Source organism: Cutibacterium sp. LaCa_89, from assembly GCF_058177555.1.
Window position 1 is genome coordinate 765952 of sequence record NZ_CP190889.1, and the last position, 24717, is coordinate 790668.

Below are 24717 nucleotides of genomic sequence, written 5' to 3' on the forward strand. Positions count from 1 at the left end.
AGGCTCAGCGTCCTCGCATGGCGGCGCGGGCGCCCTTCATGGAGCTGGGCATCGGGCCCTTGGGCAGCGGCACCTTCGGACGCATCGCGTCGAGGGCCTTGAGGCGGTTGATGACCTCGTCCACCTGGGCGGTGTTGAGAGCCTTGGGAAGCTTCTTGATGTGCTTGTCGAGGTCCTCCAGCGGAACCTCACCCTTGCCGTCGCCCATGATGATGGAGGTCACCGGAGTGCCATAGGCGACCTGCTCATGACGTTTGGTCTCGGTGGCCAGCAGATTGCGCAGACCGTTGCCGTGTCCCTCGCCGATGAGGACAATTCCGGCCGGTCCGACGGCGCGGTGCACGACGTCCTGTTGGCGGGTGAAGGCAATCGCCGGCGTGGAGGTCCACTTCTTCTTGTCGAGCAGGGAGAGAGCGACCTCGGCCGATCCGGTCTGGCCCTTGAACCGGGCGTACATGGAATGCTTGGCGCGCCACTGGAACACCCACATGGCGGCAGCAGCACCGGCAAAGATGCCGACGATGAGCCATGCCCACCACAGATCGGTCAGGATGAGACCGAGGACGGTGAACACCACGACGCCCAGGACGAAGGCGCCAATGACCCACCAGAGGAGCCGGGGATCAACCTGGCGAGTTAGCTTGAAGGTCTCGACGAGCTGCTTGCCGGTGCTCCAGTCCTTGGGATTGTCGGAGTTCTTGCGACGCTCCTTCTCGGCCTTGGCCTGGGCCTTCTGCTTGGCGGCGAGTTCCTTGGCTGCCTGGCTCTTGGGCATTGACACGCTCCCGACGACGTTAATGGACGGACTTCGCGGCATTCTACCGGTTTCGCGACGGTGGCCCTACTTTGGCGTGGTTTCGCTGTATGTACCTCGGGGCGCCGCTGGAATCCTCCTCGTCAGGCTGATCAGGTGTCTCTGATTATTCCTTGGTCGCGAATGGAGCCGGCTTCTCCCCGTCTCGGTACCCGGTGACGATGGTGACCGGCTTCTCCCCGCGAGCCTCCATGGCCTGACGGTAGAGACGTCCGGCGCGGTAGGAGGAGCGCACCAGCGGGCCACTCATGACACCGACGAATCCGATCTCGCGGGCCTCCTCGGCCAGCTCGTCGAACTCCTGCGGGGTCACCCAGCGGTCGATGGGGTGCAGGTAGGCATTCGGCCGAAGGTACTGGGTAATCGTCAGCAGGTCGGTGTTGGAATCATGCAGGGCCTGCATGGCCTCCGAGATCTCCTCACGAGTCTCTCCCATGCCGAGGATGAGGTTCGACTTGGTGATGAGTCCCGCCTCGTGGGCCGAGTTGAGGACGGCCAGCGAACGGTCGTAGCGGAATCCGGGGCGGATGCGCTTGAAGATGCGGGGGACCGTCTCGAGGTTGTGCCCGAAGACTTCCGGGCGTGCCTCGAAGACGACGTCGAGGAGATCCTGCTTGCCGGAGAAGTCCTGAGCCAGCATCTCGACGCCGACTCCCGGATTCACCTGGTGGATCTGGCGGATGGTCTCAGCGCACAGCCAGGCTCCCTCGTCCTCGAGGTCGTCACGGCAGACCGAGGTGACGGTGGCATAGCGCAGTCCCATCTGCTTGACGGACTCGGCGACGCGGCGGGGCTCGTCCCGGTCGTATTCCTCCGGCTTGGCCGATTCGATCTGGCAGAAGTCGCACCGACGAGTGCAGTGGTCACCGCCGATGAGGAAGGTGGCCTCGCGATCCTCCCAGCACTCGAAGATGTTGGGGCAACCAGCCTCTTGGCACACCGTGTGAAGATCACCGTCGATCATTCGGCGTCGCATGTCACGGTACTCAGGGCCCATCGTGGCCCGGGTGCGGATCCAGCGGGGTTTGTCCTCGATGGGGGTCTGGGAGTTCTTGACCTCGACTCGGAGGAGCTTTCTACCGTCTGCTTCGACACTCACGTCGGTCAGTTTAACTGTGTGCACCGACGTTGCGAAGTCTCAGTGAATGGGTGACGACGAAGAGGCTCGACAAGCTCATGGCTAGCCCGGATATCAGTGGGTTGAGGAGCCCGGCGGCTGCGATCGGGATAGCTGCGATGTTGTAGACGAAGGCCCATGCGAGGTTGCCACGGATGGTGCGCAGGGTGCGTCGTGACAGCCCGATGGCGTCTGGGACGACCCCAAGATGGTGACGCACACAGATGATGTCTGCGCTGCGCATCGCGATGTCGGTGCCGGTGACCATCGCCAGGCCGAGATCAGAGCTGGCCAGGGCCGCGGCGTCGTTGATGCCGTCACCGACCATGGCGACGACGCGACCCCCGCCCCGTAGTTCGTCGATGACCTTGGCCTTCTCGGTGGGCAGGACGTCTGCGAGCACCTCGTCGGTACCGAGTTGGGAAGCGACGGCGTCCGCAGCGGCCTTCGAATCACCGGTGAGGAGGACGGTTCGCAGCCCCATACCCTTGAGCTGAGCGATGACCGCAGGAACCTCGGGCTTGACGGTGTCGGAAATGACGAGTGCTGCCGAGGCCCGGCCATCGATCGCGACGAGAATAGTGGAACGGCCAGTACTGGCGGCCTGATCGACGGTGTCGGTGAGCTCGCCGGGAATGGTGATGCCGGCCTCGGTGAGGAAGGCGGGATTGCCGACCATGACGTCGTGCCCATCGACCTCGCCCTCAGAGCCACGACCGGCGACGGCGAGCGGGCTGGAGCACTCCGGAATCGTGCCCTCGACAGCGGCGACGATGGCCTTGGCCACCGGGTGGGTGGAGTGCTGATCCAGGGCGGCAGCGTAGCGGTGGGCTCGGTCGATGTCCTGTCCGTCGGCGGCGATCCGTTCGGTCAGGGTCATGTCGCCGGTGGTGACGGTACCGGTCTTGTCGAGGACGATGGTGTCGATGCGTCCTGACGCCTCCAGCGCTTCCGGACCCTTGATGAGGATTCCCAGTTGACCGCCGCGTCCCACCCCGACCATGAGCGCGGTGGGGGTGGCCAGACCCAGGGCGCAGGGACAGGCGATGACGAGCACGGAGAGAGCCGCTGACAAGGCATGACGGATTCCTGCCCCGGCGATCCACCATCCGAAAAAGGTGAGGACAACCACGGCCAGCACGGCCGGCACGAAGATCTCGACGACCTTGTCGACCAGACGCTGGACGTTGGCTTTGCGGGCCTGTGCCTCCTCGGCCATGACCGCCATCTGGGCGAGTTGGCTGTGGGCTCCCACGCCGGTGGCCCGCGCCACGATGCGTCCGGTGAGGTTCATCGTTCCGCCCAGAACCGTCGATCCGACGGTGGTGTCGACCGGCATCGGCTCGCCAGTCATCATCGAGGTGTCAACACTCGACGCCCCTTCGACGATCTCCCCGTCGGCGGCGAGGGTTTCACCAGCCAGGGTGACGAAGAGGTCACCCTTGTGCAACTTCTCGATGGGCACGAGGGTCTCGACCCCGTCGCGCAACACGCGCGCATTTCTGGCCGCCAACTGGCCCAGGGCCGTCAGCACCGAGCGAGCTGACCTCTTGGCCCGGGCCTCGAAATAGCGCCCGGCCAGTAGGAAACAGGTCACCCCGGCAGCGACGTCGAGGTAGAGGGTGTCGGCGCCAGCAGGGGTGATGCCGTAGCCCAGCCAGTATCCCTCCTCGTCCTGGGCGCCGATGAGGATGGAGACGAAGGACCACCCGAAGGAGGACAACACGCCCAGTGAGACCAGGGTGTCCATGGAGGTCATGCCATGGCGCAGGTTTGACCACGTCGCCTTGTGGAAGGGCCACGCCGACCAGAACACCACCGGCAGGGAGAGCACGACGAGCAGCCAGTCCCAGGCGGGGAAGCGCAGCTGTGGCTCGAGGGCCAGTACCAACCCGATGTCCATGAGGGGCAGGGTCAGCAGGACGGCGACGATGAGACGGCGTCGCAGCATCGTGATGCGTCGCTCTGCCTCGACGGCCAGATCGACGTCAGACAGCGGAGCGGCGGTGTAGCCGACATCCTTGACGGCCGCGATGGCGTCCTCGACGTCGATACCAGTAACCGTCGCCCGCTCGGAAGCGAAGTTGACGCTTGCATGTACGCCGTCAATACGGGCCAGGCGCTTTTCGATGGTGTTGGCGCACGCCGCGCAGGTCATCCCGCCGATCTGGAGCTGGACCGGTGGATGGAGGACCGGCTCGTCGTCACCCTGCTCATCGGTTGTCACCGCGGTCATGGCCGGTTCTCCGGGTCCTGCGGCTTGATCTCCTGGCCAGCCATCCGAGCCAACATGTCATTGTAGGCGGCGAGGGACTCGTCGAGGCTGGCATCCTCGGAGGCGTCGACCCGGCGCTGGTCACGCCGATCGGAGACGAACCACTGCACGCACAAGGCGATGAGCACCAGGGCCATCGGAATCTCGCCGGTTGCCCAGGTGATCTGGCCGCCGAGGTTCTGGTCGTCGCGCAGATTGGTCACCCACGGGATCGACAGGGCCTGATAGAAGTCCTTGCCAATGATCTGGTGGGCATTCATCGTGATGACGGCGAAGAAGGAGTGGAAGGGCATCGCAGTGATGACGAAGCCCAGCCGACCGATGTGAGGCAGGGAGGCGGGCAGGTCGTCCAGGCCGATGACGTACTCGAAGAGCATGAACCCGGCCATGAGGAAGTGCAGCAACATCCACTGGTGTCCCCAGTGGTAGCGCATCAGGTAGCCGAAGATCGGGGTGAAGTACACTACGTAGAAGCTGGCGATGAAGACAATCCATGCTGCGAATGGGCCGAATAGGATCTTGGTGGGACGCCATTCCAGAGCAGCCATGAGGCAGTCGTGGGGGCCGTCGTCGATGCCATCGCCGGTACGGAAGACCTCCCTCATGAGAGTTACCGGCGCTCCCAGCACCAACAAGGCGGGAACCAACATGTTGAAGGTCATGTGGACCAACATGTGCCAGCTGAACTGCATCGAGGAGTACTCCCACAGGCCAACGCTGGCCAGGTAGATCACGACGACCCATGCCCCGATCCAAGACCCGATGCGAGCGCCGGACCATTTTTCGCCGCGGTGCTTGATGATGCTCACCGCGAAGAGGTATCCCGCAATTCCCAGGATCGACAGGGTCCAGAAACCGATGTTGGGACGGCCCGGGGCCAGCAGGACACCAGTGGTGGGCGCCGGTGGCAGTTCGTAACCGAGGTAGTTGACGGCGGGGGTCTGCCCGATGAGGTAGCGCGGGGGCACCAGCTGGCTGCTGGCTCCCAGGACGGTCAGGACGATGGTGACCATCCCGAGACGAAGCCACCCACGTACCCGAGACCGAGGCAACCAGCTGAGGACCACCCAGACCGTTGATGCGATCACCAGGACGACCCGGGCCACCCCCCATCGGTCCGACAGCCAGGAATGCCCGGCCTGACCCTGCCAGGTGACGGCGATTCCGCCGGCAAGGGTGATGATGGCCCCGACGCGTTCCTGCCAGGACACCCGACAGGTGACAGCGGGGTCGGGCCCATCGAGGACCTCGACGAGAACACACGCCGCTGCAATCGTCATACCGATGGCGGCAAGAGCCCCGGAGTCGGTGGCGAAGTCGTGGTTGAGACCCACCGAGATGGCTCCGGTCACCGGTATCGGCAGGGCAGCCAGAACCGTCACCAACGTCGCCATGACGAGGCCACCAAGGTGCGTGGCGAGCAGGGCGAGTAGTGCCACCACCAGGCCCAGCACGGCGACGACGAGCCAGGCCGTCACAGAGGGGGTCGAGGTGATGTAGGTCGGCAGGTCGACGGTGGCCTGTTCGAAGGTCAGACCGGCGGAGTCGGCGGACTCCAGCGGGATCATGAGCAGGGCCAGCAACGCCCACATCTGGGCTGCCAGCCAGGCCCGGCGTCCGCGGGTACGGGTGGGATCGACGACATCCCGGTGGGGAGAGCAGAGGGTGGCGCGAATGAGTTCGGCCAGGGTCCACACCAGAGCTGCCCAGAACAGGGTCCCGACGACGGCATGGAGGACGCTGGTGAGGACGTCCGGATTCTCCCTACCCAACAGACGAGGCTCCAGGGGCCGGAGCCGACCGATCACGGCGGCGATGACGGTCATGACGAGACCCGTGACCGCCAGCAGCGGTCCAGTGGCGCGGGCACGGGTGGGATGCGTCACCAACATCTCCTTTGGGGTGGGGTAGGGGGAACTGTAGCCGGGATGACGGACAGATTCACGACATCGGGTGGAGGAACGCCGGGTGCCCCCGCCGCGGGATGTCCGGGCTCATCTCGTAGGGCTGGAAGGACATCATCTCGGTGAGGATGGGCTCGAGCCTGTCCGCCACCTCTAGCATGGACGGCACCTCAGCGTCGGGGCCATGCAGGCGTCGCAGTTCGCGTCCCATGCTGGTGACGTCAGCATCGGAGATACCACAGGGAATGATGTTGTCGAACCCTGCGGTGTCGGGGTCGATGTTGAGGGCGAATCCGTGCATCGCCGTCTGACGAGAGACCCGGATACCGATGGCGCAGACCTTGCGCTCCGGTCCGACGCCGTCGGAGGGGAACCAGACTCCGGTGCGTCCGGGGACGCGACCGGCCTTCAACCCGTATTCGGCGACGAGGCGGATGATCGACTCCTCGACGCGACGTACGTAGTCCACGACACCGATGCCGCGCTGCAGGAAGACAATGGGGTATCCGACCAGCTGTCCCGGACCGTGCCAGGTGATCTCACCGCCACGGTCCACTGGGACGACAGGGGTGCCATCGAAGGGGTAGGCCTCGGGACGGGTCCGTCGCCCGGCGGTGTAGACGGGGTCGTGCTCGACGTAGATGACCGTGTTGGGACGCTGATGGCTGGAGACCTCGGCGTGGACCTCACGCTGGTGGGCCCAGCACTCGTTGTACTCGGTGCGTACCGGGGGGTTGTCTGCGATGCCCAGATATTCGAATTCCAAGCCAGCGGGATGGTCCACCCATCCCTTCGGGGCCACCCCGGCAACGACCTGGGGCGTGGTGGGCTGTGGGGTCGCCTGGGCTTCGTCGCGATCGCAGGAGTGATTCTGGGCGTCTGTCACGCTGACCCATGGTAGTCCGGACACGCGACGGGGTCCGGTGTGGAATTCCACACCGGACCCCGTCATGAGGTTCGAATCAGAACTCTCCGGCGAAGTCACCCTCCTCCAGGCGGGCCTTGATGCCCGACAGGAAGCGGGCCGCCACGGCACCGTCGATGAGGCGGTGATCGTAGGACAGCGACAGGTACATCATGTCGCGAATGGCGATGGTGTCCTCACCGAACTCGTTGGTGACGACGACCGGGCGCTTCACCAGGGCGCCAGTGCCGAGGATGGCGACCTCGGGCTGATTGACGATCGGGGTGTCGAAGAGAGCACCGGCCGAACCGTAGTTGGTGATGGTGAAGGTGCCACCGGCCAGCTCATCGGGAGTGACCTTGTTGTCACGGGTGCGAGCAGCGAGGTCGCCGATCTGGTGAGCCAGGCCAGCGATGTTGAGGTCGCCGGCGTTCTTGATGACCGGAACCAGCAGGCCACGCGGGGTGTCGACGGCGATGCCGATGTTCTCGGAGGCGCCGTAGGTGATCGTCCCGGCCTCGGTGTCAATGTTCGCGTTGAACTTCGGGTTGGCCTTGAGAGCCTCGACGACAGCCTTAGTGACGAACGGCAGGTAGGACAGGCCGACTCCCTCGCGAGCCTTGAAGGCGGCCTTCTCGGCCTTGCGGATACGGGAGATGGCGGTCATGTCCACCTCGACGGTGGCAGTGAGCTGGGCGGACACCTGCAGGGACTCCACCATGCGGGAGGCGATGACCTTGCGAAGGCGGCTCATCTTCTCGGTGGTGCCACGCAGGGCGGCAGCCTCCGGAGAGACTTCCTGAGAGGCCTTGCGAGCCGAACCAGCGGGCTTCGGGGAGACCGGAGCCGGAGTGGCGGAGGGAGCCGGAGCGGGGGCCGGGGTCTCCTCGGACTTGGCAGCGGCCAGCACGTCCTGCTTGCGGATGCGACCACCGACACCGGTTCCGGTGATGGTGGACAGGTCCACGTTATTCTCCTTGGCCAGCTTGCGGACCAGCGGGGTGACGTAGACGTCGGAGGACGGGTTGGTGGCGCGCGGGGCGACCTCGTTGGTGCCAGTCGGCATCGGGGCCTCAGGGGGCTTCGGGGCAGCCGGGGCGGGGGCCGGGGCCTTCTCGGCCTTGCTCTTCACCGGCTCGGGCTCGGCCTTCTCGGCGGGCTCAGCCTTGGGCTCGGTGGGCTCAGGAGCCGACTCGGCGGTGGAGGGGTCGCCGATGATGGCCAGCACGGCGCCGACCTCGGCGTCTTCGTCCTCGGGGACCTTGATCTCGAGCAGGGTGCCGGAGGCGGGGGAGGGGACTTCGGTGTCGACCTTGTCGGTGGACACCTCGAGTAGGGGCTCGTCAGCCTCGACGGTGTCTCCGACGGCCTTGAGCCAGCGGGACACGGTGCCTTCGGTGACGGACTCGCCCAGGGCCGGCAGGGTGACCTCAGCACCCTTGGCCGTACCACCAGTAGCCGGAGCAGGCTTCTCCCCGGCGGGGGGTTCGGGCTCAGGCTCCGGCTCGGGGGTCTCGTCATTTCCGCTGGGGGCCTCAGTTGGGGCGGAACCGGACTCGGAGGGGTCGCCGATGATGGCCAGCACGGCGCCGACCTCGGCGTCTTCGTCCTCGGGGACCTTGATCTCGAGCAGGGTGCCGGAGGCGGGGGAGGGGACTTCGGTGTCGACCTTGTCGGTGGACACCTCGAGTAGGGGCTCGTCAGCCTCGACGGTGTCTCCGACGGCCTTGAGCCAGCGGGACACGGTGCCTTCGGTGACGGACTCGCCCAGGGCGGGAAGAGTGACTTCGGTCGACATGTGTTGGAGCTCCTTTGCAAGCCGCGACGGATTCGTTGCAAGCCTAGCCGGACTATGGGCAAATGTGCAGTTGGTCCCATTTCTGAAGTCAGAAAAATCTCATCCGAACGTGGCGGAGGGAAGGGCCCGTGGACCCTGCCCTCCTGACGATCGAGTTGATCAGTCAGCCAGATTGGCGGCGAGCTGTACCAAGGTGCGCACCCCGAATCCAGTTCCCTGGATCGGGGTGTAGTCGTGCGGCGTGGCGTTGTTGTAGGCCGGGCCGGCGATGTCGAGATGGGCCCAGTCGATTCCAGGGGTCACGAAGCTCTGCAGGAAGGCGGCGGCGAGCATCGCCCCACCCTCGCGACCACCGGAGGACTTGACGTCGGCGACGTCAGAGTGCAGGTGCTCGCGGACCTCGTCCGTGATGGGAAGTTCCCAGAAGTCCTCGCCGGCGGCCTCGGAGGCGTCCAGCAGGGTGTCGGCAGCCTGTGCGCCGGAGGTCATGACTCCGGCAGTGTGGTTGCCGAGGGCGACCATGCAGGCGCCGGTGAGGGTGGAGATGTCGACGAGGTAGTCCGGTTCGTCCTCACAGGCACGAGCCAGGCCGTCAGCCATGACGATGCGGCCCTCGGCGTCGGAGTTGCCGTTCTCGACGGTCTTGCCGCCATACATGGTGACCACGTCGGAAGGGCGCCATGCCGATCCGGACGGCATGTTCTCAGCCATGCAGCCGTAGGCGATGACGCGGACGTTGAGGCCCAGACGCGCGACCGCGCCCACGGTGGCGAGCACCGCGGCAGCACCACCCATGTCGCACTTCATGGTGTACATGCCGGCAGCGGTCTTGATGTCGAGGCCGCCGGAGTCGAAGGTGATGCCCTTGCCCACCAGGGCCAGGGTGGTGGTGGCGCCCTCCGGGGCGTACTCGACGCGGACCAGACGCGGGGAACGGGCCGAGCCGCCGCCGACGGCCAGGATGCCCCCGAATCCGCCACGGACGAGAGCCTTCTCGTCGAGAACCTCGACGTTGACGTCCTTGAGGTCCTTGCACCACGACTGCGCCGAGGCGGCGAAGGCCTTCGGGTAGAGCAGGTTGGCCGGGGCATCCACCCAGTCACGAGCGGTGTAGACGGCATCGGCGAGGATCCGGGCCTTGTCGAGCTCGGGCTTGGCGCCACGAGCATTGGAGACGATGGTCACCGTGGAGACCTCAGGGACATCCGGGTTCGCGGTGACGACAGGCACCTTGTAACAACCGAGCAGGGCACCCTCGGCAGCGATACGAACCTGCTCAGCGGAGCCGGTTCCCATGTCGACGGCGACCTTGAGGCTGGTTCCGTGCGACAGGGCCGCGGCAGCACGGGCGCCGGCGCCGGCAGCCTTGCGTAGGGCCTCGCCGTCAAATCCTTCAGCTCCGCAGCCGACCAAGACGAGGCTGTTCCCGGACCAGGGCAGCACCGCGGTGGACCCAAGCTCCGTCGAGCCGCCAGCGCGAATGGCAACCTCGGCCAGCGAAGCGCCGAAGGTCTCCTCGGCCTCCTTCACAGCTCGCGGTGCAAGCCCCTGGACGACGCGGCCCTGGGAGCTCTCGACCAGACCGGCAATCACGACGTCGGCGCCGTTGGCATTGCGGGAGACCTTGAGATCGGGACGCGGACGGATGGGTAGCTCGGTGCTCTTGGCCACGAGGATTCCTCTCATTCGGGGGTCGGTTCAGGATGGGCCCGGTCAGACTCGGGCCGACGCCTCGTCTGAAGCCTAGTCGAGGTGCGTCGAGCGCGGGACGGTGCGGTACGAATGACACGCCGTTATGGTGTGCTCGTGAACTCAACCACCCCGGCCAGCCAGGACACGGCGCCTTCTCGTCGTGCCAGCCATCCCACGTTGCGGATGGCCTTGGACATCGTCACCGTCATGGCCGGAATTGGCCTGCTTGTGTGGGGCATCGTCGTGATGGCCTCGCCGACGATCTCGTGTCGTGGCGTCGAGATGCATCCGGGAGACACCTGCCACAAGGCCACCTACACCGCCACCCGCACGGACACGGTGCAGACATACGAGCAACGACGTCAGTCCATTGCCCAGTCTCGCCCCACGGTCACAGGTCTTGGGGTTGCAGTAACGGCTTTCGGGGTCGTGATGAGCTGGCAGACCGTCAAGGCCCGTCGCTGGGATCACTCCTCGGACAGCCCCATCGGGCCGTAGACGACGTCCTCGTCCTGCACGAGGGTGACCTCGTCGACACCGGCATCCTGCAGTTCGGGCCAGGTCTCGGAAAGCCATGCCTCGGCTTCCTCCTGAGATTCGAACTGCTGGCCAGCACCGATCTCGCCGAGGTGTTCAGCTCCCTTGACGGTGACGCGAGACTGTTTGAAAACCCACGAGTAACTCATACCTACAAGACAACCACGCCCGTGCCACGGAAGGGACACGGACGTGGCAACGACGCAGAGTTTGGTCTGGAGATCAGTGTCAGTCGATCTTCTCACCACGCTCGATGCGCGGTTCCGGGTTGCGCCACCGGCGCACGGTCATCGCCCGGTTGTTGAGGTACGCCCACAGACCGCGCAGAGGAGCATTGGGGTAGCGGGCACGGATACCCTTCTTGGCCCCATGCCACAGTCGCCAGGAGTCGACCAGCCACAACAGCATGACCATCAGCATGCCCAAGGACATGGCGTTGATGGCGCCGACCGCGGTGGGGGCGATGAAGAGCATGGCCAACCAAATCACCATGACAGCCAGGAAGATCGGCATGATGAACTCGCTGAACGTCCAGCGCGAGTCGACGTAATCGCGGATGTAACCGCGCTCGGGTCGTCGTTCGGCAGCCTCCATGGCGGCGGCCTGACGCTCTCGCTTGGCCAGACGCTCGCGCTTTCGGGCTTCCTTCTTGCTCAGGGTCGGGTTGAGGCGCTCACGGCGGGCAGCCTCGGCCTTGGCGCGGGTCGGGGTCGGACCCTTCTTCGCGATGTGGCGGGGCTTGGGCTGTGCCGCGGGCGTTGACTGCGCAGCTGCGCGGTGTTCCTTGGCGGCGCCGTTGCCCTTGTTAGCGTGACGCCTCTTCTCGGGCTGCTTCTCCTGTCCGGTGTTCGCCGCATCAGAGGTGGGCCTTGGAGCAGCGGTGGCCGAGGACGGGGAGGACTCGGTGCTGGACACCGGCTCTGCCGTGACGGTCGCGTCCGTCGATTCGGCCTTCTTGCTGTCTCCCTGCTCGTAGGGGCGGAACAGTCCCACGATCCATCCTCATTTTGTGTCGTACTCGTGCCCGCGGTGGCCAGTTCCAGCCGGGGCGCCCCTGTCTGGGCTGAGAAGATTGTACGGGTATTGCTCTGGGTTGTTGTTGCGCGGTCCCGTACTCTGATGGTCAGGCAACCGCAATGCTGACGACTTCCCGGAGTCATCAAGCACCGAAGGGGAAGGATACGACTCCACCTATGGCTGGCATATTTGCACGACTTTCGACGGTTTTCCGTTCCAAGGCGAACAAGGCCCTCGACAAGGTTGAGGACCCGCGCGAAACCCTCGACTACTCCTACCAGCGTCAGCTCGACATGTTGCAAAAGGTGCGCAGGGGCGTTGCCGACGTCGCCACGAGCCGCAAGCGAGTCGAGTTGCAGATGAACCAGCTGCAGGCCGACGTCGACAAGATGCAGAATGCGGCTGCTCGCGCCCTCGAACAGGGCCGCGAGGATCTGGCTCGCGAGGCACTGACCCGCAAGGCCACCCTGCAGGCCCAGCTCAACGACCTGCAGACTCAGCACGCCACCTTGCAGGCTGAGGAGGAGAAGCTCATCCGCGGTTCCCAGCGTCTCCAGGCTCGTGTGGATGCCTTCCGCACGAGGAAGGAGACCGTCAAGGCCACCTACTCGGCGGCTGAGGCTCAGACTCGTATCAATGAGGCCTTCACCGGTCTGAACGAGGAGATGGGCGACATCGGCATGGCGATCACGCGTGCCGAGGACAAGACCATGGAGCTTCAGGCCCGTGCAGGAGCCGTTGACGAACTCATGGCCAGTGGAGCCATCGAGGATCCCACCCGTAGCTATGGCGACGACATCACTCGCGAGCTCGACAACCTTGCCAGTGACCATTCCATCGACGCCGAGCTGTCCGCCCTCAAGGCACAGCTGGATACCGGCCACGACAATTCCACTCCGGAGCTCGAGTCCGGTTCCGGTACGGGGATGAACCCGGAAACCGGATCGCGTGCTGTGCGACGTCAGGAGGGCCAGTCATGATCATTCGTATCGTTGGTGAGGGCCAGTGGCAGGTGCCCGACACCGAGATGAACCATCTCAACCGTATCGATTCCCGCGTCGAGCACGCTATCGAGACCACCTCGCAGAGTGAGCTCACCGAGGCCCTCTCTGAGCTGGTGACGACCGTCCGCACGATAGGTACCCCGATCGCCGACGACAACATTGTCGACTCGGACCTCATCGTCCCCGACGTCTCGGCGACGATCGAGGAGGTCTCGGTCTGGCTCTCCGAAAACCCTGCCGGAGACGGTCTCATCCCCGGCTGACAGAGGTGAAGCATCCCTGTTCCGCTGCGCGCTTAATCGGCACAGTTCGATGTCGACGGTGCGCTGCGGATACAGTTGACGACGCGACGGGACGACATACCCGCCCGATCCACCAGGATCGAACACCCGGGTCATCCCCCGGGACCGTCCATCACACGTTCTTGGAGTCCATATGACCGACACCGTCAACGCCCCCACCACCGATGGAATCGTCCTCACCGATGCCGCTGCGGCCAAGGTGAAGTCCTTGCTCGATCAGGAGGGACGCGACGACCTCGCCTTGCGTCTGGCCGTGCAACCCGGCGGTTGCTCGGGTCTGCGTTACCAGCTCTTCTTCGACGAGCGCCACCTCGACGGTGACGTCGTCAAGACCTACGGCGGGGTCAATGTGGTCACCGACCGAATGAGCGCTCCCTACCTCGCCGGTGCCACGATCGACTTCATGGACACCATCGAGAAGCAGGGTTTCACCATCGACAACCCCAACGCGACCAGCACTTGCGCTTGTGGGGATTCCTTCCACTGAGCCGATTCTGACTACCGGGATCACTTCCCCGACAGACCTTCTGGGGTCATTGAGGCGTTTCGTCCGTCCGACTGGGCGGACGAGGCGCCTCGTTTTCGCTATTGTTCGGTGTGACAGACACAACAGTCACCTGTCCCCGCCGTCGGGTCGGGGCGGGCTTGCAATGTGGAAGGGTGAGCCGTGGGACGCAGACTCAGCTGGCGACACGACCTAGACCGGGACGTGCCCCGAAGTGGCAGCGGTGTTGCCGGGAAGGTCGGTGGTGCCTGTGCGGCGACGGTTGCGGTACTGGCACTGAGCGGCTGCGGCGACACCGGACCTGGGCGTGCAGCTCGTCTCGGTCTCGTTGATCCGGCGTCCGACCGTGCCGCGCACATGGGAAGCATGTGGATCGGTGCATGGGTCGCGGCGCTCGTCATCGGCGTGTTCGTGTGGGGCCTCATCGGATACGCAGCCTTCAAGTTCCGTCGTAAGGACGGAGATCCGGTGATTCCACGGCAGTCGCGGTACCACCTTCCGCTTGAGGTGCTGTACACCATCGTTCCGTTCCTCGTCATCGGCGTGCTGTTCTTCTACACCGTCCGTACTGAGAACAAGGTGCTCGAGAAGGATCCCGAGCCTCAGCACGTCGTCAACGTCGTCGGACAGAAGTGGTCCTGGACGTTCAACTACATGGAACAGAAGAACCCGGATGTCGGCGGTGCCGTCACCCATGAGGTGGGCACCATCGAGAAGATCCCGGATCTTTACCTTCCCGTCAATGAGTCGGTGCGCTTCCACCTCAATTCCGCCGATGTCATCCACTCCTTCTGGGTGCCGGCCTTCTACTTCAAGATGGACGTCATCCCAGGTCATCCCAACCAGTTCGACCTCACCCCGACGAAGATCGGCGTTTACGACGGCAAGTGCGCAGAGTTGTGTGGTACCTACCACGCCAACATGATCTTCAAGGTGCACGTGGTGTCGGTCGAGGACTACAACAAGCACCTCCGGCAGCTCAAGGCTCAGGGCGACACCGGTGAGGTCAAGCCTCCGAACTCCGTCGCCGCCCTCACCACCGCCGAATCGAAGGAGGGGGAGAAGAAGTGACCAGCGTATCTATCGCCCAGCGAACCGCGGTGCGTCCTGCGGTGACACGCGAGGAGCGTCGCAAGACGAGCTTCGGCGCTCTCGTCTGGGATTACATGACGACCACCGACCACAAGAAGATCGGACGGCTGTACTTCGGCACGTCGCTGTTCTTCTTCGCTTTCGGTGGCATCCTCGCCCTGCTCATCCGAGCCGAGCTGGCCTATCCCGGCATGCAGTTCATGCACCAGGAGACCTTCAACCAGCTCTTCACGATGCACGGCACGATCATGCTGTTGATGTTCGCCACCCCGCTGTTCTCCGGGTTCGCGAACTTCTTCATGCCTCTCCAGATCGGTGCCCCCGACGTTGCCTTCCCTCGTATCAACCAGTTCGCGTACTGGCTATACCTCTTCGGCTCGTTGATGGCCTGTGGCGGCTTCATCACCCCCGGCGGCGCTGCCAGCTTCGGTTGGTTCGCCTACGCCCCGCTCTCGGACGCCATCAACTCCCCGGGAGTCGGCGGTGATCTGTGGGTTATGGGCCTGTACCTGCTGGGCCTGTCATCCATCCTGGGTGCCGTCAACTTCGTGACGACGATCATCCTTATGCGTACTCCGGGTATGACGATGTTCCGGATGCCGATCTTCTCCTGGAACATTCTCATCACCTCGATCATGATCCTGGTCGTCTTCCCGGTGCTGTCCGCCGGTCTGCTCGTCCTCGAGGCTGACCGAGCTCTGGGAGCCCACATCTTCGATGCCGCGAATGGCGGACCGATCCTGTGGCAGCACCTCTTCTGGTTCTTCGGACACCCTGAGGTTTACGTCATCGCCCTGCCGTTCTTCGGCATCATCACCGAGGTCCTCCCGGTCTTCAGTCGCAAGCCGGTGTTCGGTTATGTCGGTCTGGTGTTCGCCACCCTGGCCATCGGCGGTCTGTCGGTGTCCGTGTGGGCCCACCACATGTTCGTGACCGGTGCGGTCTCCCTGCCGTTCTTCTCCTTCATGACCTTCACCATCGCCGTTCCTACGGGCGTGAAGTTCTTCAACTGGATCGGCACGATGTGGGGCGGGTCGTTGAGTTTCGACACACCGATGCTCTTCGCCATCGGCTTCCTGACGACCTTCCTCTTCGGTGGTCTGACCGGCGTCATGCTCGCCAGCCCGCCGATGGACTTCAACGTCTCAGACACTTACTTCGTGGTGGCCCACTTCCACTACGTGCTGTTCGGCACCGTGGTGTTCGCGATGTTCGCCGGCTTCTACTACTGGTGGCCGAAGATCACCGGGCACATGCTCAACGAGACCTGGGGCAAGATTCACTTCTGGACCCTCTTCGTCGGATTCCACACCACCTTCCTCGTCCAGCACTGGCTCGGTGTCGAGGGCATGCAGCGTCGTATCGCCGACTATGGCTCCTGGGAGGGCTTCACCCTCCTGAACCAGGTGTCGACCTTCGGTGCCTTCCTGCTGGCCATCTCGATGCTGCCGTTCGCCTGGAACGTCTGGATCACCCGTCATGACCCGAACATCGAGGTCGATGATCCGTGGGGTTGGGGCCGTACCCTCGAGTGGGCCACCTCGTGTCCGCCGCCTGCCCACAACTTCACCAAGATGATTCGCGTTCGTTCCACTTCCCCGGCCTTTGACATCAACCATCCGGAGGCCGCCCTGGCTCCCGAGACCGAGGAAGCTAACCCGCGTGAACTCGTCCACTCCGGCAAGGAGGATGCCTGATGAAACCGGAACGTTGGGTCTTTGGCGGGCTTGGTCTGTTCTACCTCGTCGTCACCCCGATCTACTGGTTCACCGCCCATGAGGTCGCCGGCACCTGGGTGCTGGGGCTGTCGGGGGCCATGGCCCTGATGGTGTTCTTCTACGTCCAGGTCGTCGCCAAGAAGATCAACCCGCGTCCCTCCGATGAGAAGGATGCTGAGGTGATCGACGGAGCTGGACCAGTGGGATTCTTCCCGCCGCAGAGCATCTGGCCCTTCTGGTGTGCTCTTGTCGTGGCAATCATGTGCCTCGGTCCGGTCTTCGGGTGGTGGATCTCGCTGCTCGGTCTGGGCATCGGCATCTGGGCTGCTTCGGGTTGGGCATTCGAGTACTACCGCGGGGACTACCAGCACTGACCGCGTCTCACCGACAATGTGAAGGCCGGGACCGTCATGATGACGGTCCCGGCCTTTTCTGTTTTTTCGTCGGAGGATACTGCTGCGTGGTCCTGGCTCAGATGGCCTCTGCAATGTGCTGAGAACCGTCACGGAAGCGAATGAACCGGCCAACCGTGGTCTCGTCATCCAGACAAGCCAGAGCCGCCTGAGCGACGGCCTCACGGGACACAGTGGCGTCCTTGTAGTCCTCGCCCTCCTCCAACACATGGATGCCGGTGGCGGGATCGTGGCTGAGGGTCACCGGGCCGAGGATCGTCCATTGAACCGTCGAGCGCATGGTGTGGCGGTCGGCATCGGCCTTTGCGTCGGCATAGGGGAAGAAGTCGTTGTCGGAGGGGACACCGTGGTCGGGGCTTCCGCACCACGAGATGAGCACGAACCGCGGTCCGTGGGGGGAACGCGCAATGGCGTCGACGAGGTGCTTGCAGGCATCGCGATCGACGGCGTAGGTGTCCTCGGGGCTGCCCTTACCACCGGCCCCGGCCGACCACACCACGGCGTCATGGCTGTTGACGAGGTCGTCCCACTGGGAAGGCCGCAAGGAGGTCGCATCAGCGACGATGGGATTGCCGCCCCACTTGACGACGTCAGCAGCCTGGTCCTCACGCCGGATGACGGAATCGACGTGGCGTCCCTTCTCGGTGGCGTGCTGAGTGAAGTGCTTGGCCACGTGCCCGTGGCCACCAATGATGAGGATTCGATCTGCTGTCATGTCCCTCACCCTAGAACCGACCGAGGTCGGCAAGGGTGAGTGACGTGGACAGTTCGCCAGCAGCTCAGGTCCAACTGCGCTGCAGAGGACGTCCCTCCTCGTACCCCGAGGGGGACTGCACGCCGATGACGGCCTTCTCGTGGAACTCCTCGAGGTTGGCTGCGCCGGCGTAGGTGCAGGAGGATCGCACTCCGGAGGTGATGAAGTCGACGAGGTCCTCAACTCCAGGACGCTGGGGATCCAGGTACATCTTCGACTGGGAGATCCCTTCCTCGAACAGGGCAGCGCGGGCCCTCTCGAAGGCGCTGCGCTGGCGGGTGCGGTGACGCACTGCCCGGGCCGAGGCCATTCCGAAGGACTCCTTGTACAGGAGGCCATCGTGATCGACGAGCATAGCTCCGGTGGACTCGTGGGTGCCGGCGAACCACGAGCCGATCATGACCGATCCGGCTCCGGCCGCCAGGGCGAGGGCGACGTCACGGGGGTGACGGACGCCTCCATCAGCCCAGATGGCCCCGTCGGCCTCGGCTGCTGCCTCAGCGCACTCCAGAACCGCGGAGAACTGAGGACGCCCGACGCCGGTCTGCATACGGGTGGTGCACATGGCGCCCGGCCCAACACCGACCTTGATGATGTCCGCCCCGGCCTCCAGCAGGTCCAGGGTGCCGCGCCGGGTGACGATGTTGCCAGCCACGATAGGGATACGGCGTCCGGTTTTCTCCTGGAAGGCGGTGCGAACCTCGTCTGCCACGCCAATGGCCCGGATCATGGGGTCCTGGTGGCCGTGAGCGGTGTCCATGACGAGGACGTCGGAACCGGAGTCCAGAGCGCTACGAGCGCGACCGGCGACGTCGCCGTTGATGCCGATGGCAGTGCCGATCATGAGGTGACCGTCGGGATCGACGGCAGGGCGGTAGATCTCGGTGCGCAGCGCGCCACGGGACGTCATGATGCCGACGAGGACGCCGGTCTCGTCGACGGCCACAGCGACCTTCTGGTGACGCTCTGCGAGGGCCTGGAAGACGTCGTCCGGACTGGCGTCAGGGCCGACCAGGGTGAGGTCGGTGGTCATGACCTCATGGCACTGGGCGAAGCGGTCGACGCCCTCCGCCTCGGCAGGGGAGACCAGTCCGACCGGGCGATGGTCCTCGATGACGAGGACGACGCCGTGGGCGCGCTTGTTGAGCAGACTCATGGCCTCGCCGACGGTCGTCGTGGGATTGACGGTGACCGGGGTGTCGAAGCGGGTGTGGGCACCCTTGACCCGACGTATGGACCTCGCGACGAAGTCAGCGGGGATGTCCTGGGGCAGGATGGCGATGCCGCCGCGGCGGGCGATCGTCTCGGCCATCCGTCGTCCGGAGATCGCGGTCATGTTGGCCACGACGAGGGGCAGGGGAGTGCCTAGCCCGTCGGTCGACGTCAGATCGACATTCATCCGAGATCCGACCGAGGAACGGTTCGGGGCCATGAAGACGTCGTTGTACGTCAGGTCGTAGTTCGGCTGCTCGTTGAGAAAACGCACGTCCCTATTCTCCCACGTCGTCATTCTCCAGTCATGTCCTGACGGGTCGCGGCACACTGGTGTCGTGAGCTCGATCATCGATGACGTATTGGCCGCGGTGGAAGCCCTGCCGCCGAGAACGGTGGTGTCCTACTCCGACCTTGCCGAGCTCGTCGGAACCTCCCCACGACGGGTCGGCACGATCATGGCCGGTCACGGTCATGAGGTGGAATGGTGGCGAGTCACCAATGTGCGTGGGACCTTGCCCGATCACCTCATGGAAGAGGCTCGCCGTCACTGGGACGACGAAGGGTTGGGTGGAGGAGTCGATATGCTGCGCGCCCATGCCCCCGATCCGCAGGAGTGGGAGCTCAACTGGCAGAGATTGCGCATCCAGGCATGACGAAGACCCCTCGGTCGAGGGGCCTTCGTACAGGTTCAGAAGGGATCAGTTGGTGATCTCGGCATTGCCCGCGGAGTGACCGGAACCGATCTCGGTGTGGTGGCGAGCGGCCTCCAACTCCTCACGGGTGACCTTGGGAACGTTGTCACCGAGGAACCACTTCATCCAGCGAGCGCGCTTCTTACTGACGCGACGGCCACGGTCGTCAATGGAACCAGCGGTGAGGACTGGGTAGGTCTTCTGCTGGGTAAGGGTCCAGGCCTCCTCCTCGCTCACCGGCACGTGAGCCTCGTGGAAGGCGCCCTCGGGCTCGCGGATGATCTCACCCGAGGGCGACCCGTGCAGCAGGCGCTGACGGTCAGCACGCTGCAGGGACACGCAGATCCGCTTGGTGATCTGGTAGGTGATGATCGGGACGATGAAGATCGCACCACGCATGAAGTACGTGATCGAGTTCAGCGACAGGTGGAAGTGGGTGGCGATGATGTCGTTAGCACCCGACAACCAGAACATGGCGTAGCAGCTCATGGCAGCGACACCGAGGGCGGTACGCGTCGGGACGTTGCGCGGACGGTCGAGCAGGTGATGCTCCGACTCGTCACCGGTGATCCACTTCTCGACGAAGGGCCATGTCACCAAGAGGGTGAACAACACACCCATGAGGCACACACCGGGCAGGAAGATGTTCCAGCTCCAAGTGGTGTGACCGATGTGCCACTCCCAGTTCGGTGTGATACGGACAGCACCCTCGAGCCAACCCATGTACCAGTCAGGCTGGGATCCAGCGGTGACCTCGCCCGGGTTGTAGGGGCCGAACTTCCAGACCGGGTTGATCTGCATGAAGGTGCCCATGAGGGTCAGGACGCCGAAGACCACGAAGAAGAAGCCACCGGCCTTGGCGGCATACACCGGGAACAGCGGGTAGCCCACGACGTTCTTCTCCGTCCGTCCGGGGCCCGGGTACTGGGTGTGCTTGTGGTACACGACCAGGGCGAGGTGCGCGGCCACCAGGCCCAGCAGCAGGGCCGGGATCAACAGGATGTGCACCATGTAGAGACGGGGCACGATCGCGGTGCCGGGGAACTCGCCGTTGAAGACGAAGAACTCAACCCACGTGCCCACCAGCGGGATGGCACGCATCAGACCGTCGGCGAAGCGGAGACCGGTGCCCGAGAGCAGGTCGTCAGGCAGCGAGTATCCGGCGAAGCCCTCAACCATGGCCAGCATGAAGAGCCCCAGGCCGATCAGCCAGTTGATCTCACGAGGCTTGCGGAAGGCACCCGTGAAGAAGATGCGCAGCATGTGGACGGTGGCTGCTGCCACGAAGAGGATGGCTGCCCAGTGGTGGATCTGGCGGACCAGTAGGCCACCACGCACCTCGAAGGAGAGGTCCAGGGTGGAGGCGAACGCCTCCGACATGGGCGTTCCCTTGAGCAACTGGTACGGACCGTTGTAGTCGACCTCGGCCATCGACGGCTTGAACCAGATGGTGAGGAAGACACCCGTGAGCAGTAGGACGACGAAGGAGTAGAGAGCAATCTCGCCCAGCAGGAAGGACCAGTGGTCAGGGAAGACCTTGCGCAGGTTCTCCTTGCCCATTTTGGCAAGACCCAAACGGTCGTCGTGCCAGTTGACGATCCGCATCCCGCGGCCCGAGGGCTTGTCGTCAGCCGTCGCAGTGCGCAGGGTGGGTGATTCCTCGGCGATGCCAGTTGGCCGGGCCATCAGTTGTCACCCTTCTTGTAGTCGTGACGAGAATCTCGTTCGAAGTAGGACGGGCCCACCGGAACGGTGAAGTCGCTGCGAGCGACCAGGTAACCCTTGTCGTCGACGGTGATGGGCAGCTGCGGCAGCGAGCGTCCGGCAGGACCGAAGACGACGACACCGGAGTCACCGAGATCGAAGGTCGACTGGTGGCAGGGGCACAGCAGATGGTGGGTCTGCTGCTCCCACAGGTTGACGGGGCAACCGACGTGGGTGCAGATCTTGGAATAGGACAGGATGCCGCCGACCTGCCAGTCCTTGCGGGACTCGGGGATCTTGATGGAATCAGGATCCATCCTGACGATGAGGATGGCGGCTTTGGCCTTCTGACGCTGGAACTCAGCGCCCTCGAGATCCTTGAGGTTCTCGGGCTCCGCGTTGACCAGCTGGCCGATCTCGAGGTCGGAGGCCTTGATCGGCTGGAAGGTGATGTCGTTGACGAGTCGGACGCCCTCGGCCCAGATGGTGCGCTCGATGGTGGCGCGACGCATTCCGGGGCCGGGCTTCGGGCCGAGGTCAGCAAGGGTGACGATGGCCGGGACAGCCATGATGCCGATGGCACCACCAAGGGCGCTGCCGATGAGCTTGCGTCGGGAGAGCCCGGACTGCTCGGCGCCGATGCGCCACTGCTTGGCGAACTCCTCGCGATCAGCGGTATCGGAATTGACCGGGTGCCGCTCCTGAACGATCTCCTCGTCGCCCATGACCTGCTTGGCCCAGTGGATGCAGGCGATGCCGATGAACAGCACCGCGAGGCCGGCACACAGACCCAGCGCGAAGGTCGAGGCGTTCATGTGGAGCGGCCCGATCTCGATGGTGGAGTCGCGGGGGATCGCGAAGTAGAAGACGACGAAGGCGATGGCGAGAACGGGGACCAGTCCCAGCAGGGTGATCACCTGGAGGTAGGCCCGGTTTCCGGCCTTCGGATTGGCGTCGGTGTACCGCTCGACGTGGGGCTCGACGCCCGGGTTCTCGACCGGCAGGTCGTTGCGTTCGGTGTACTTGTCGCTCACTTCGCGCGAGCCCCCTTCCGTGCCAGCCATCCGGCGACCAGGACGAGGCCGCCAATGCCGATGATCCAACCGAACAAGCCCTCAGTGACCGGGCCGATGCCGCCGAGGGCGAATCCGCCGTTGTTGGGCTCAGAATGTGCGGTCTGGAGGTAGCCAATGATCTCTCGGGCGTCCTGGTCGGTGATGACCGACTTGGAGAACACCGGCATCTGCTGCGGGCCGGTGCGCATGGCCTCGTAGATGTGCTTGTCGGACGTCTTCATAAGGGAAGGCGCGTAGGCACCTTCCGGGAGCGCTCCACCGCGTCCCTCGATGTTGTGGCAGGCTGAGCAGTTGGTCTTGAACAGCTCAGCGCCCCGAGCCAGTTCCCCAGCACTCAATCCCGAGGTGTTGAGGGTCTGGGAGGAGGGGACCTCCGGGCCGGGGGTCAGAGAGGCGACGTAGGCGCCGACCGAAGCGATTTCCTTATCGGTGAACTTCGTGCTCTTGGAAGGGGCCTGAGCCTCGGGACGAGCCATCGGCATGCGGCCGGTGCCCATCTGGAAGTCGACGGCAGCCGCGCCGACACCGGCCAAGGACGGACCCTGGGTGGTTCCCTCGCCGTTGAGGCCATGACAGGAGGAGCAGTTCTGCTGGAAGATCTCCTTGCCCTGGGCCGTCTGGGTCGACGCATTGGCGTCAGCCTGCCCAGAAGCCGCGGGGCTCACGAAGGCGTACACACACCCCACCAGCACCAAGGCCAGGAGCAGCAGCACGGGTTTGGCTGCCCGGCTGTGCCGTTTCGTGGAGAGGAATCTCATCACCACAGTCACCTTTCTCGGGTTGGGGGGTCAGCGCACGATGTAGATCACCGAGAACAGGATGATCCACACGACGTCAACGAAGTGCCAGTAGTAGGAAACGACCATTGCCGTGACCGCCTGCTCGTGGGTGAACCGACGAGCCATGTAGGTGCGGGCAAGGGTGAACAGGAACAGGACCAGGCCGCCGGTCACGTGCAGGCCGTGGAAGCCGGTTGCCAGGAAGAAGGCCGAGAAGTAGACGCTCGAGGAGATGGTGTGACCCTCGCCGATGAGGGTGATGTACTCCGCGACCTGTCCAGCGATGAACACCGCGCCCATGATGAAGGTCAGGGTGTACCACTCGCGCATGCCCCAGGAGGTGATGGCGCCGAGGCCCTTGGTCCGCTTGACCTGGCCATGCTCCGCGGCGTGAACACCCATCTGACAGGTCACCGACGACAGCACCAGGATGAGGGTGTTGATGGCGGCGGCACCGACGGCCAGGTGACCGGATTCGGTCTGCCAGAGGGTCTGCTGCCCAGCCGTTGCCAAGTCGCTCGTCGTCTGGCGAATCATGAAGTAGGCCGCGAAGAGAGCGGCGAAGAACATGAGCTCGCTCGCCAGCCACACCCAGACACCCATGGGTAGGGCATTGGGACGACCCGCCGGCGCGTTGAGCCGCGTCGGCGCGATCGGATGGATGGCGCCCGTCGGTCGTTGTGAAGTCTGCGCTGAAGTGGCCACGGCCTCATTATGGCCGGAAATGTGTCATTGGTCATGTCGTTTCGCCGTTCCAGTTCGATCCGAGGTTGATTCTCTGGGGCCAGATGGCAAAATGCAGCGCTTTGTCCGAAGGTGTGATACCGGTCGTCTCAGTAGTCAGAATGGTCTCAGACCCAATGAGGCGCCGTAGGCTGTAGCATCACTCGTGTTGCATCCGGCCTGCTGGTGGCCGGCAGCTCAGTCAGTCCCACACAGTCGAGGGAAAGGGCCGCTCATGGGTGACAAGCACGGGGAGCCGTCGGGGGCTCTCAAGATTCTCGTTTACTCCGATGATCGCACTGTTCGTGAGCAGATGAAGGTCGCGTTGAGCGGGACGATCGCCTCGGACCTTCCGCGTGCCGAGGTCATTGAGACAGCTACCCAGGCCTCGGTCGTCGATGCCGTGAGCAGCGGTCACTATGACGTTCTGGTTGCTGACGGCGAATCGACTCCGTACGGCGGGATGGGGGTGTGCCATCAGCTCAAGGATGAGGTTGAGGATTGCCCCCCGGTCGTCCTCCTGGTGGCTCGCATCGCCGATGCGTGGTTGGCGTCCTGGTCCCGTGCTGACGCCGTCGCCACCCATCCTGTCGATCCGGTGGCCCTGCCCCAGACGGTGGCGTCAGTGGTTCGTGTTTCCCGTGGCGAGACTGCGAAGCCTGCCGCACAGACCATCTGACTC

At 64.4% G+C, this 24717-nt stretch carries 23 protein-coding genes and 1 pseudogene; 9 read left to right on the plus strand and 15 right to left on the minus strand.

The window, feature by feature from the left end; genetic code table 11:
- Positions 1-4: 4 nt before the first annotated feature.
- From ACP8LP_RS03565 to ACP8LP_RS03595, 7 genes are all read right to left on the minus strand, one after another.
- Positions 5-775, minus strand: coding sequence for a DUF4191 domain-containing protein (locus tag ACP8LP_RS03565; protein ID WP_016667257.1), 771 nt, complete (start codon positions 773-775; stop codon positions 5-7).
- A gap of 145 nt (positions 776-920) precedes the next feature.
- Entirely contained in the window at positions 921-1913 is a 993-nt protein-coding gene (gene lipA, locus ACP8LP_RS03570; protein ID WP_036975847.1) for a lipoyl synthase, read from the minus strand.
- Positions 1914-1923: 10 nt separating this feature from the next.
- Complete coding sequence (locus ACP8LP_RS03575) at positions 1924-4167, minus strand: heavy metal translocating P-type ATPase (RefSeq protein ID WP_016667259.1); 2244 nt, start codon at positions 4165-4167, stop codon at positions 1924-1926.
- Positions 4164-6098 (minus strand): cytochrome c oxidase assembly protein, encoded by a 1935-nt coding sequence (locus tag ACP8LP_RS03580; protein WP_036975849.1) that lies wholly within the window; start codon positions 6096-6098, stop codon positions 4164-4166. Before ACP8LP_RS03580 ends, ACP8LP_RS03575 begins: the two co-directional genes overlap by 4 nt.
- Positions 6099-6147: 49 nt before the next feature.
- Positions 6148-6912, minus strand: a complete 765-nt coding sequence (gene lipB, locus ACP8LP_RS03585) for a lipoyl(octanoyl) transferase LipB (RefSeq protein WP_171048596.1) — start codon at positions 6910-6912, stop codon at positions 6148-6150.
- Between the two features lie 160 nt (positions 6913-7072).
- Positions 7073-8812, minus strand: coding sequence for a 2-oxoglutarate dehydrogenase, E2 component, dihydrolipoamide succinyltransferase (sucB, locus tag ACP8LP_RS03590; RefSeq protein WP_202711725.1), 1740 nt, complete (start codon positions 8810-8812; stop codon positions 7073-7075).
- Between the two features lie 159 nt (positions 8813-8971).
- Positions 8972-10498 carry a leucyl aminopeptidase gene (locus ACP8LP_RS03595; protein WP_036975852.1) on the minus strand — a complete coding sequence of 509 codons (1527 nt, stop codon included), beginning with the start codon at positions 10496-10498 and terminating at the stop codon, positions 8972-8974.
- On the opposite strand from ACP8LP_RS03595, the pseudogene ACP8LP_RS03600 reads away from it, so the two are divergent.
- Positions 10458-11002: pseudogene (locus ACP8LP_RS03600) on the plus strand (hypothetical protein). The gene ACP8LP_RS03595 and the pseudogene ACP8LP_RS03600 sit on opposite strands and share 41 nt — an antisense overlap.
- Here the strand turns inward: ACP8LP_RS03600 and ACP8LP_RS03605 are convergent.
- Entirely contained in the window at positions 10972-11190 is a 219-nt protein-coding gene (locus ACP8LP_RS03605) for a hypothetical protein (protein WP_016667265.1), read from the minus strand. The pseudogene ACP8LP_RS03600 and the gene ACP8LP_RS03605 overlap by 31 nt on opposite strands.
- Positions 11191-11269: 79 nt before the next feature.
- Complete coding sequence (locus ACP8LP_RS03610; protein WP_016667266.1) at positions 11270-12034, minus strand: DUF3043 domain-containing protein; 765 nt, start codon at positions 12032-12034, stop codon at positions 11270-11272.
- 200 nt (positions 12035-12234) lie between these two features.
- Between ACP8LP_RS03610 and ACP8LP_RS03615 the strand changes: the two genes are divergently transcribed.
- The 6 genes from ACP8LP_RS03615 to ACP8LP_RS03640 all read left to right on the plus strand — a co-directional run bounded on the left by ACP8LP_RS03615 (position 12235) and on the right by ACP8LP_RS03640 (position 17053).
- A complete protein-coding gene (locus ACP8LP_RS03615; RefSeq protein ID WP_036975854.1) occupies positions 12235-13038 on the plus strand; it encodes a PspA/IM30 family protein in 804 nt (267 codons plus the stop codon).
- A complete protein-coding gene (pspAA, locus tag ACP8LP_RS03620) occupies positions 13035-13325 on the plus strand; it encodes a PspA-associated protein PspAA (RefSeq protein ID WP_004811866.1) in 291 nt (96 codons plus the stop codon). The genes ACP8LP_RS03615 and pspAA overlap by 4 nt, the downstream gene beginning before the upstream one ends.
- A gap of 172 nt (positions 13326-13497) precedes the next feature.
- Positions 13498-13851, plus strand: a complete 354-nt coding sequence (gene erpA, locus ACP8LP_RS03625; protein WP_004811865.1) for an iron-sulfur cluster insertion protein ErpA — start codon at positions 13498-13500, stop codon at positions 13849-13851.
- Between the two features lie 180 nt (positions 13852-14031).
- Entirely contained in the window at positions 14032-14940 is a 909-nt protein-coding gene (gene ctaC, locus ACP8LP_RS03630; protein WP_428991951.1) for an aa3-type cytochrome oxidase subunit II, read from the plus strand.
- Positions 14937-16658, plus strand: coding sequence for an aa3-type cytochrome oxidase subunit I (ctaD, locus tag ACP8LP_RS03635; RefSeq protein WP_016667269.1), 1722 nt, complete (start codon positions 14937-14939; stop codon positions 16656-16658). The genes ctaC and ctaD overlap by 4 nt, the downstream gene beginning before the upstream one ends.
- A complete protein-coding gene (locus ACP8LP_RS03640; protein WP_004811862.1) occupies positions 16658-17053 on the plus strand; it encodes a cytochrome c oxidase subunit 4 in 396 nt (131 codons plus the stop codon). Before ctaD ends, ACP8LP_RS03640 begins: the two co-directional genes overlap by 1 nt.
- A gap of 97 nt (positions 17054-17150) precedes the next feature.
- Here ACP8LP_RS03640 and ACP8LP_RS03645 read toward each other — a convergent pair whose 3' ends face one another.
- Together ACP8LP_RS03645 and ACP8LP_RS03650 are read right to left on the minus strand one after the other, a co-directional pair.
- Positions 17151-17807 (minus strand): NAD(P)H-binding protein, encoded by a 657-nt coding sequence (locus tag ACP8LP_RS03645; protein ID WP_016667270.1) that lies wholly within the window; start codon positions 17805-17807, stop codon positions 17151-17153.
- Between the two features lie 64 nt (positions 17808-17871).
- The gene (locus tag ACP8LP_RS03650) at positions 17872-19356 is read right to left on the minus strand and encodes a GuaB1 family IMP dehydrogenase-related protein (protein ID WP_051128970.1); all 1485 of its coding nucleotides are present in this window, start codon (positions 19354-19356) and stop codon (positions 17872-17874) included.
- Positions 19357-19396: 40 nt separating this feature from the next.
- Here ACP8LP_RS03650 and ACP8LP_RS03655 point away from each other — a divergent pair, with 40 nt between their 5' ends.
- Complete coding sequence (locus ACP8LP_RS03655) at positions 19397-19714, plus strand: MGMT family protein (protein ID WP_016667272.1); 318 nt, start codon at positions 19397-19399, stop codon at positions 19712-19714.
- Positions 19715-19759: 45 nt separating this feature from the next.
- Here ACP8LP_RS03655 and qcrB read toward each other — a convergent pair whose 3' ends face one another.
- Genes qcrB through ctaE form a run of 4 tightly spaced genes read right to left on the minus strand, consistent with a single transcriptional unit; the run spans position 19760 to position 24017 of the window.
- Positions 19760-21439, minus strand: coding sequence for a cytochrome bc1 complex cytochrome b subunit (gene qcrB / locus ACP8LP_RS03660; RefSeq protein ID WP_016667273.1), 1680 nt, complete (start codon positions 21437-21439; stop codon positions 19760-19762).
- Positions 21439-22521, minus strand: coding sequence for a cytochrome bc1 complex Rieske iron-sulfur subunit (gene qcrA / locus ACP8LP_RS03665; protein ID WP_036975857.1), 1083 nt, complete (start codon positions 22519-22521; stop codon positions 21439-21441). Before qcrA ends, qcrB begins: the two co-directional genes overlap by 1 nt.
- Entirely contained in the window at positions 22488-23291 is an 804-nt protein-coding gene (gene qcrC, locus ACP8LP_RS03670; protein ID WP_016667275.1) for a cytochrome bc1 complex diheme cytochrome c subunit, read from the minus strand. Before qcrC ends, qcrA begins: the two co-directional genes overlap by 34 nt.
- A gap of 30 nt (positions 23292-23321) precedes the next feature.
- Positions 23322-24017 (minus strand): aa3-type cytochrome oxidase subunit III, encoded by a 696-nt coding sequence (gene ctaE, locus ACP8LP_RS03675; RefSeq protein ID WP_428991950.1) that lies wholly within the window; start codon positions 24015-24017, stop codon positions 23322-23324.
- A gap of 253 nt (positions 24018-24270) precedes the next feature.
- Between ctaE and ACP8LP_RS03680 the strand changes: the two genes are divergently transcribed.
- Positions 24271-24714: a response regulator transcription factor gene (locus ACP8LP_RS03680; RefSeq protein WP_016667277.1), complete on the plus strand. Its 444-nt coding sequence runs from the start codon at positions 24271-24273 to the stop codon at positions 24712-24714.
- Positions 24715-24717: the final 3 nt, after the last annotated feature.

Coding starts and splice junctions, on each gene's coding strand:
- ACP8LP_RS03565 (WP_016667257.1), bottom strand. CDS start 775: ATGCCCAAGAGCCAGGCAGCCAAGGAACTCGCCGCCAAGCAGAAGGCC.
- sucB (WP_202711725.1), bottom strand. CDS start 8,812: ATGTCGACCGAAGTCACTCTTCCCGCCCTGGGCGAGTCCGTCACCGAA.
- ACP8LP_RS03575 (WP_016667259.1), bottom strand. CDS start 4,167: ATGACCGCGGTGACAACCGATGAGCAGGGTGACGACGAGCCGGTCCTC.
- qcrA (WP_036975857.1), bottom strand. CDS start 22,521: ATGGCTGGCACGGAAGGGGGCTCGCGCGAAGTGAGCGACAAGTACACC.
- ACP8LP_RS03595 (WP_036975852.1), bottom strand. CDS start 10,498: ATGAGAGGAATCCTCGTGGCCAAGAGCACCGAGCTACCCATCCGTCCG.
- ACP8LP_RS03645 (WP_016667270.1), bottom strand. CDS start 17,807: ATGACAGCAGATCGAATCCTCATCATTGGTGGCCACGGGCACGTGGCC.
- ACP8LP_RS03680 (WP_016667277.1), top strand. CDS start 24,271: ATGGGTGACAAGCACGGGGAGCCGTCGGGGGCTCTCAAGATTCTCGTT.
- pspAA (WP_004811866.1), top strand. CDS start 13,035: ATGATCATTCGTATCGTTGGTGAGGGCCAGTGGCAGGTGCCCGACACC.
- erpA (WP_004811865.1), top strand. CDS start 13,498: ATGACCGACACCGTCAACGCCCCCACCACCGATGGAATCGTCCTCACC.
- qcrC (WP_016667275.1), bottom strand. CDS start 23,291: ATGAGATTCCTCTCCACGAAACGGCACAGCCGGGCAGCCAAACCCGTG.
- ACP8LP_RS03640 (WP_004811862.1), top strand. CDS start 16,658: ATGAAACCGGAACGTTGGGTCTTTGGCGGGCTTGGTCTGTTCTACCTC.
- ACP8LP_RS03615 (WP_036975854.1), top strand. CDS start 12,235: ATGGCTGGCATATTTGCACGACTTTCGACGGTTTTCCGTTCCAAGGCG.
- ACP8LP_RS03605 (WP_016667265.1), bottom strand. CDS start 11,190: ATGAGTTACTCGTGGGTTTTCAAACAGTCTCGCGTCACCGTCAAGGGA.
- ACP8LP_RS03580 (WP_036975849.1), bottom strand. CDS start 6,098: ATGTTGGTGACGCATCCCACCCGTGCCCGCGCCACTGGACCGCTGCTG.
- qcrB (WP_016667273.1), bottom strand. CDS start 21,439: ATGGCCCGGCCAACTGGCATCGCCGAGGAATCACCCACCCTGCGCACT.
- ACP8LP_RS03650 (WP_051128970.1), bottom strand. CDS start 19,356: ATGACGACGTGGGAGAATAGGGACGTGCGTTTTCTCAACGAGCAGCCG.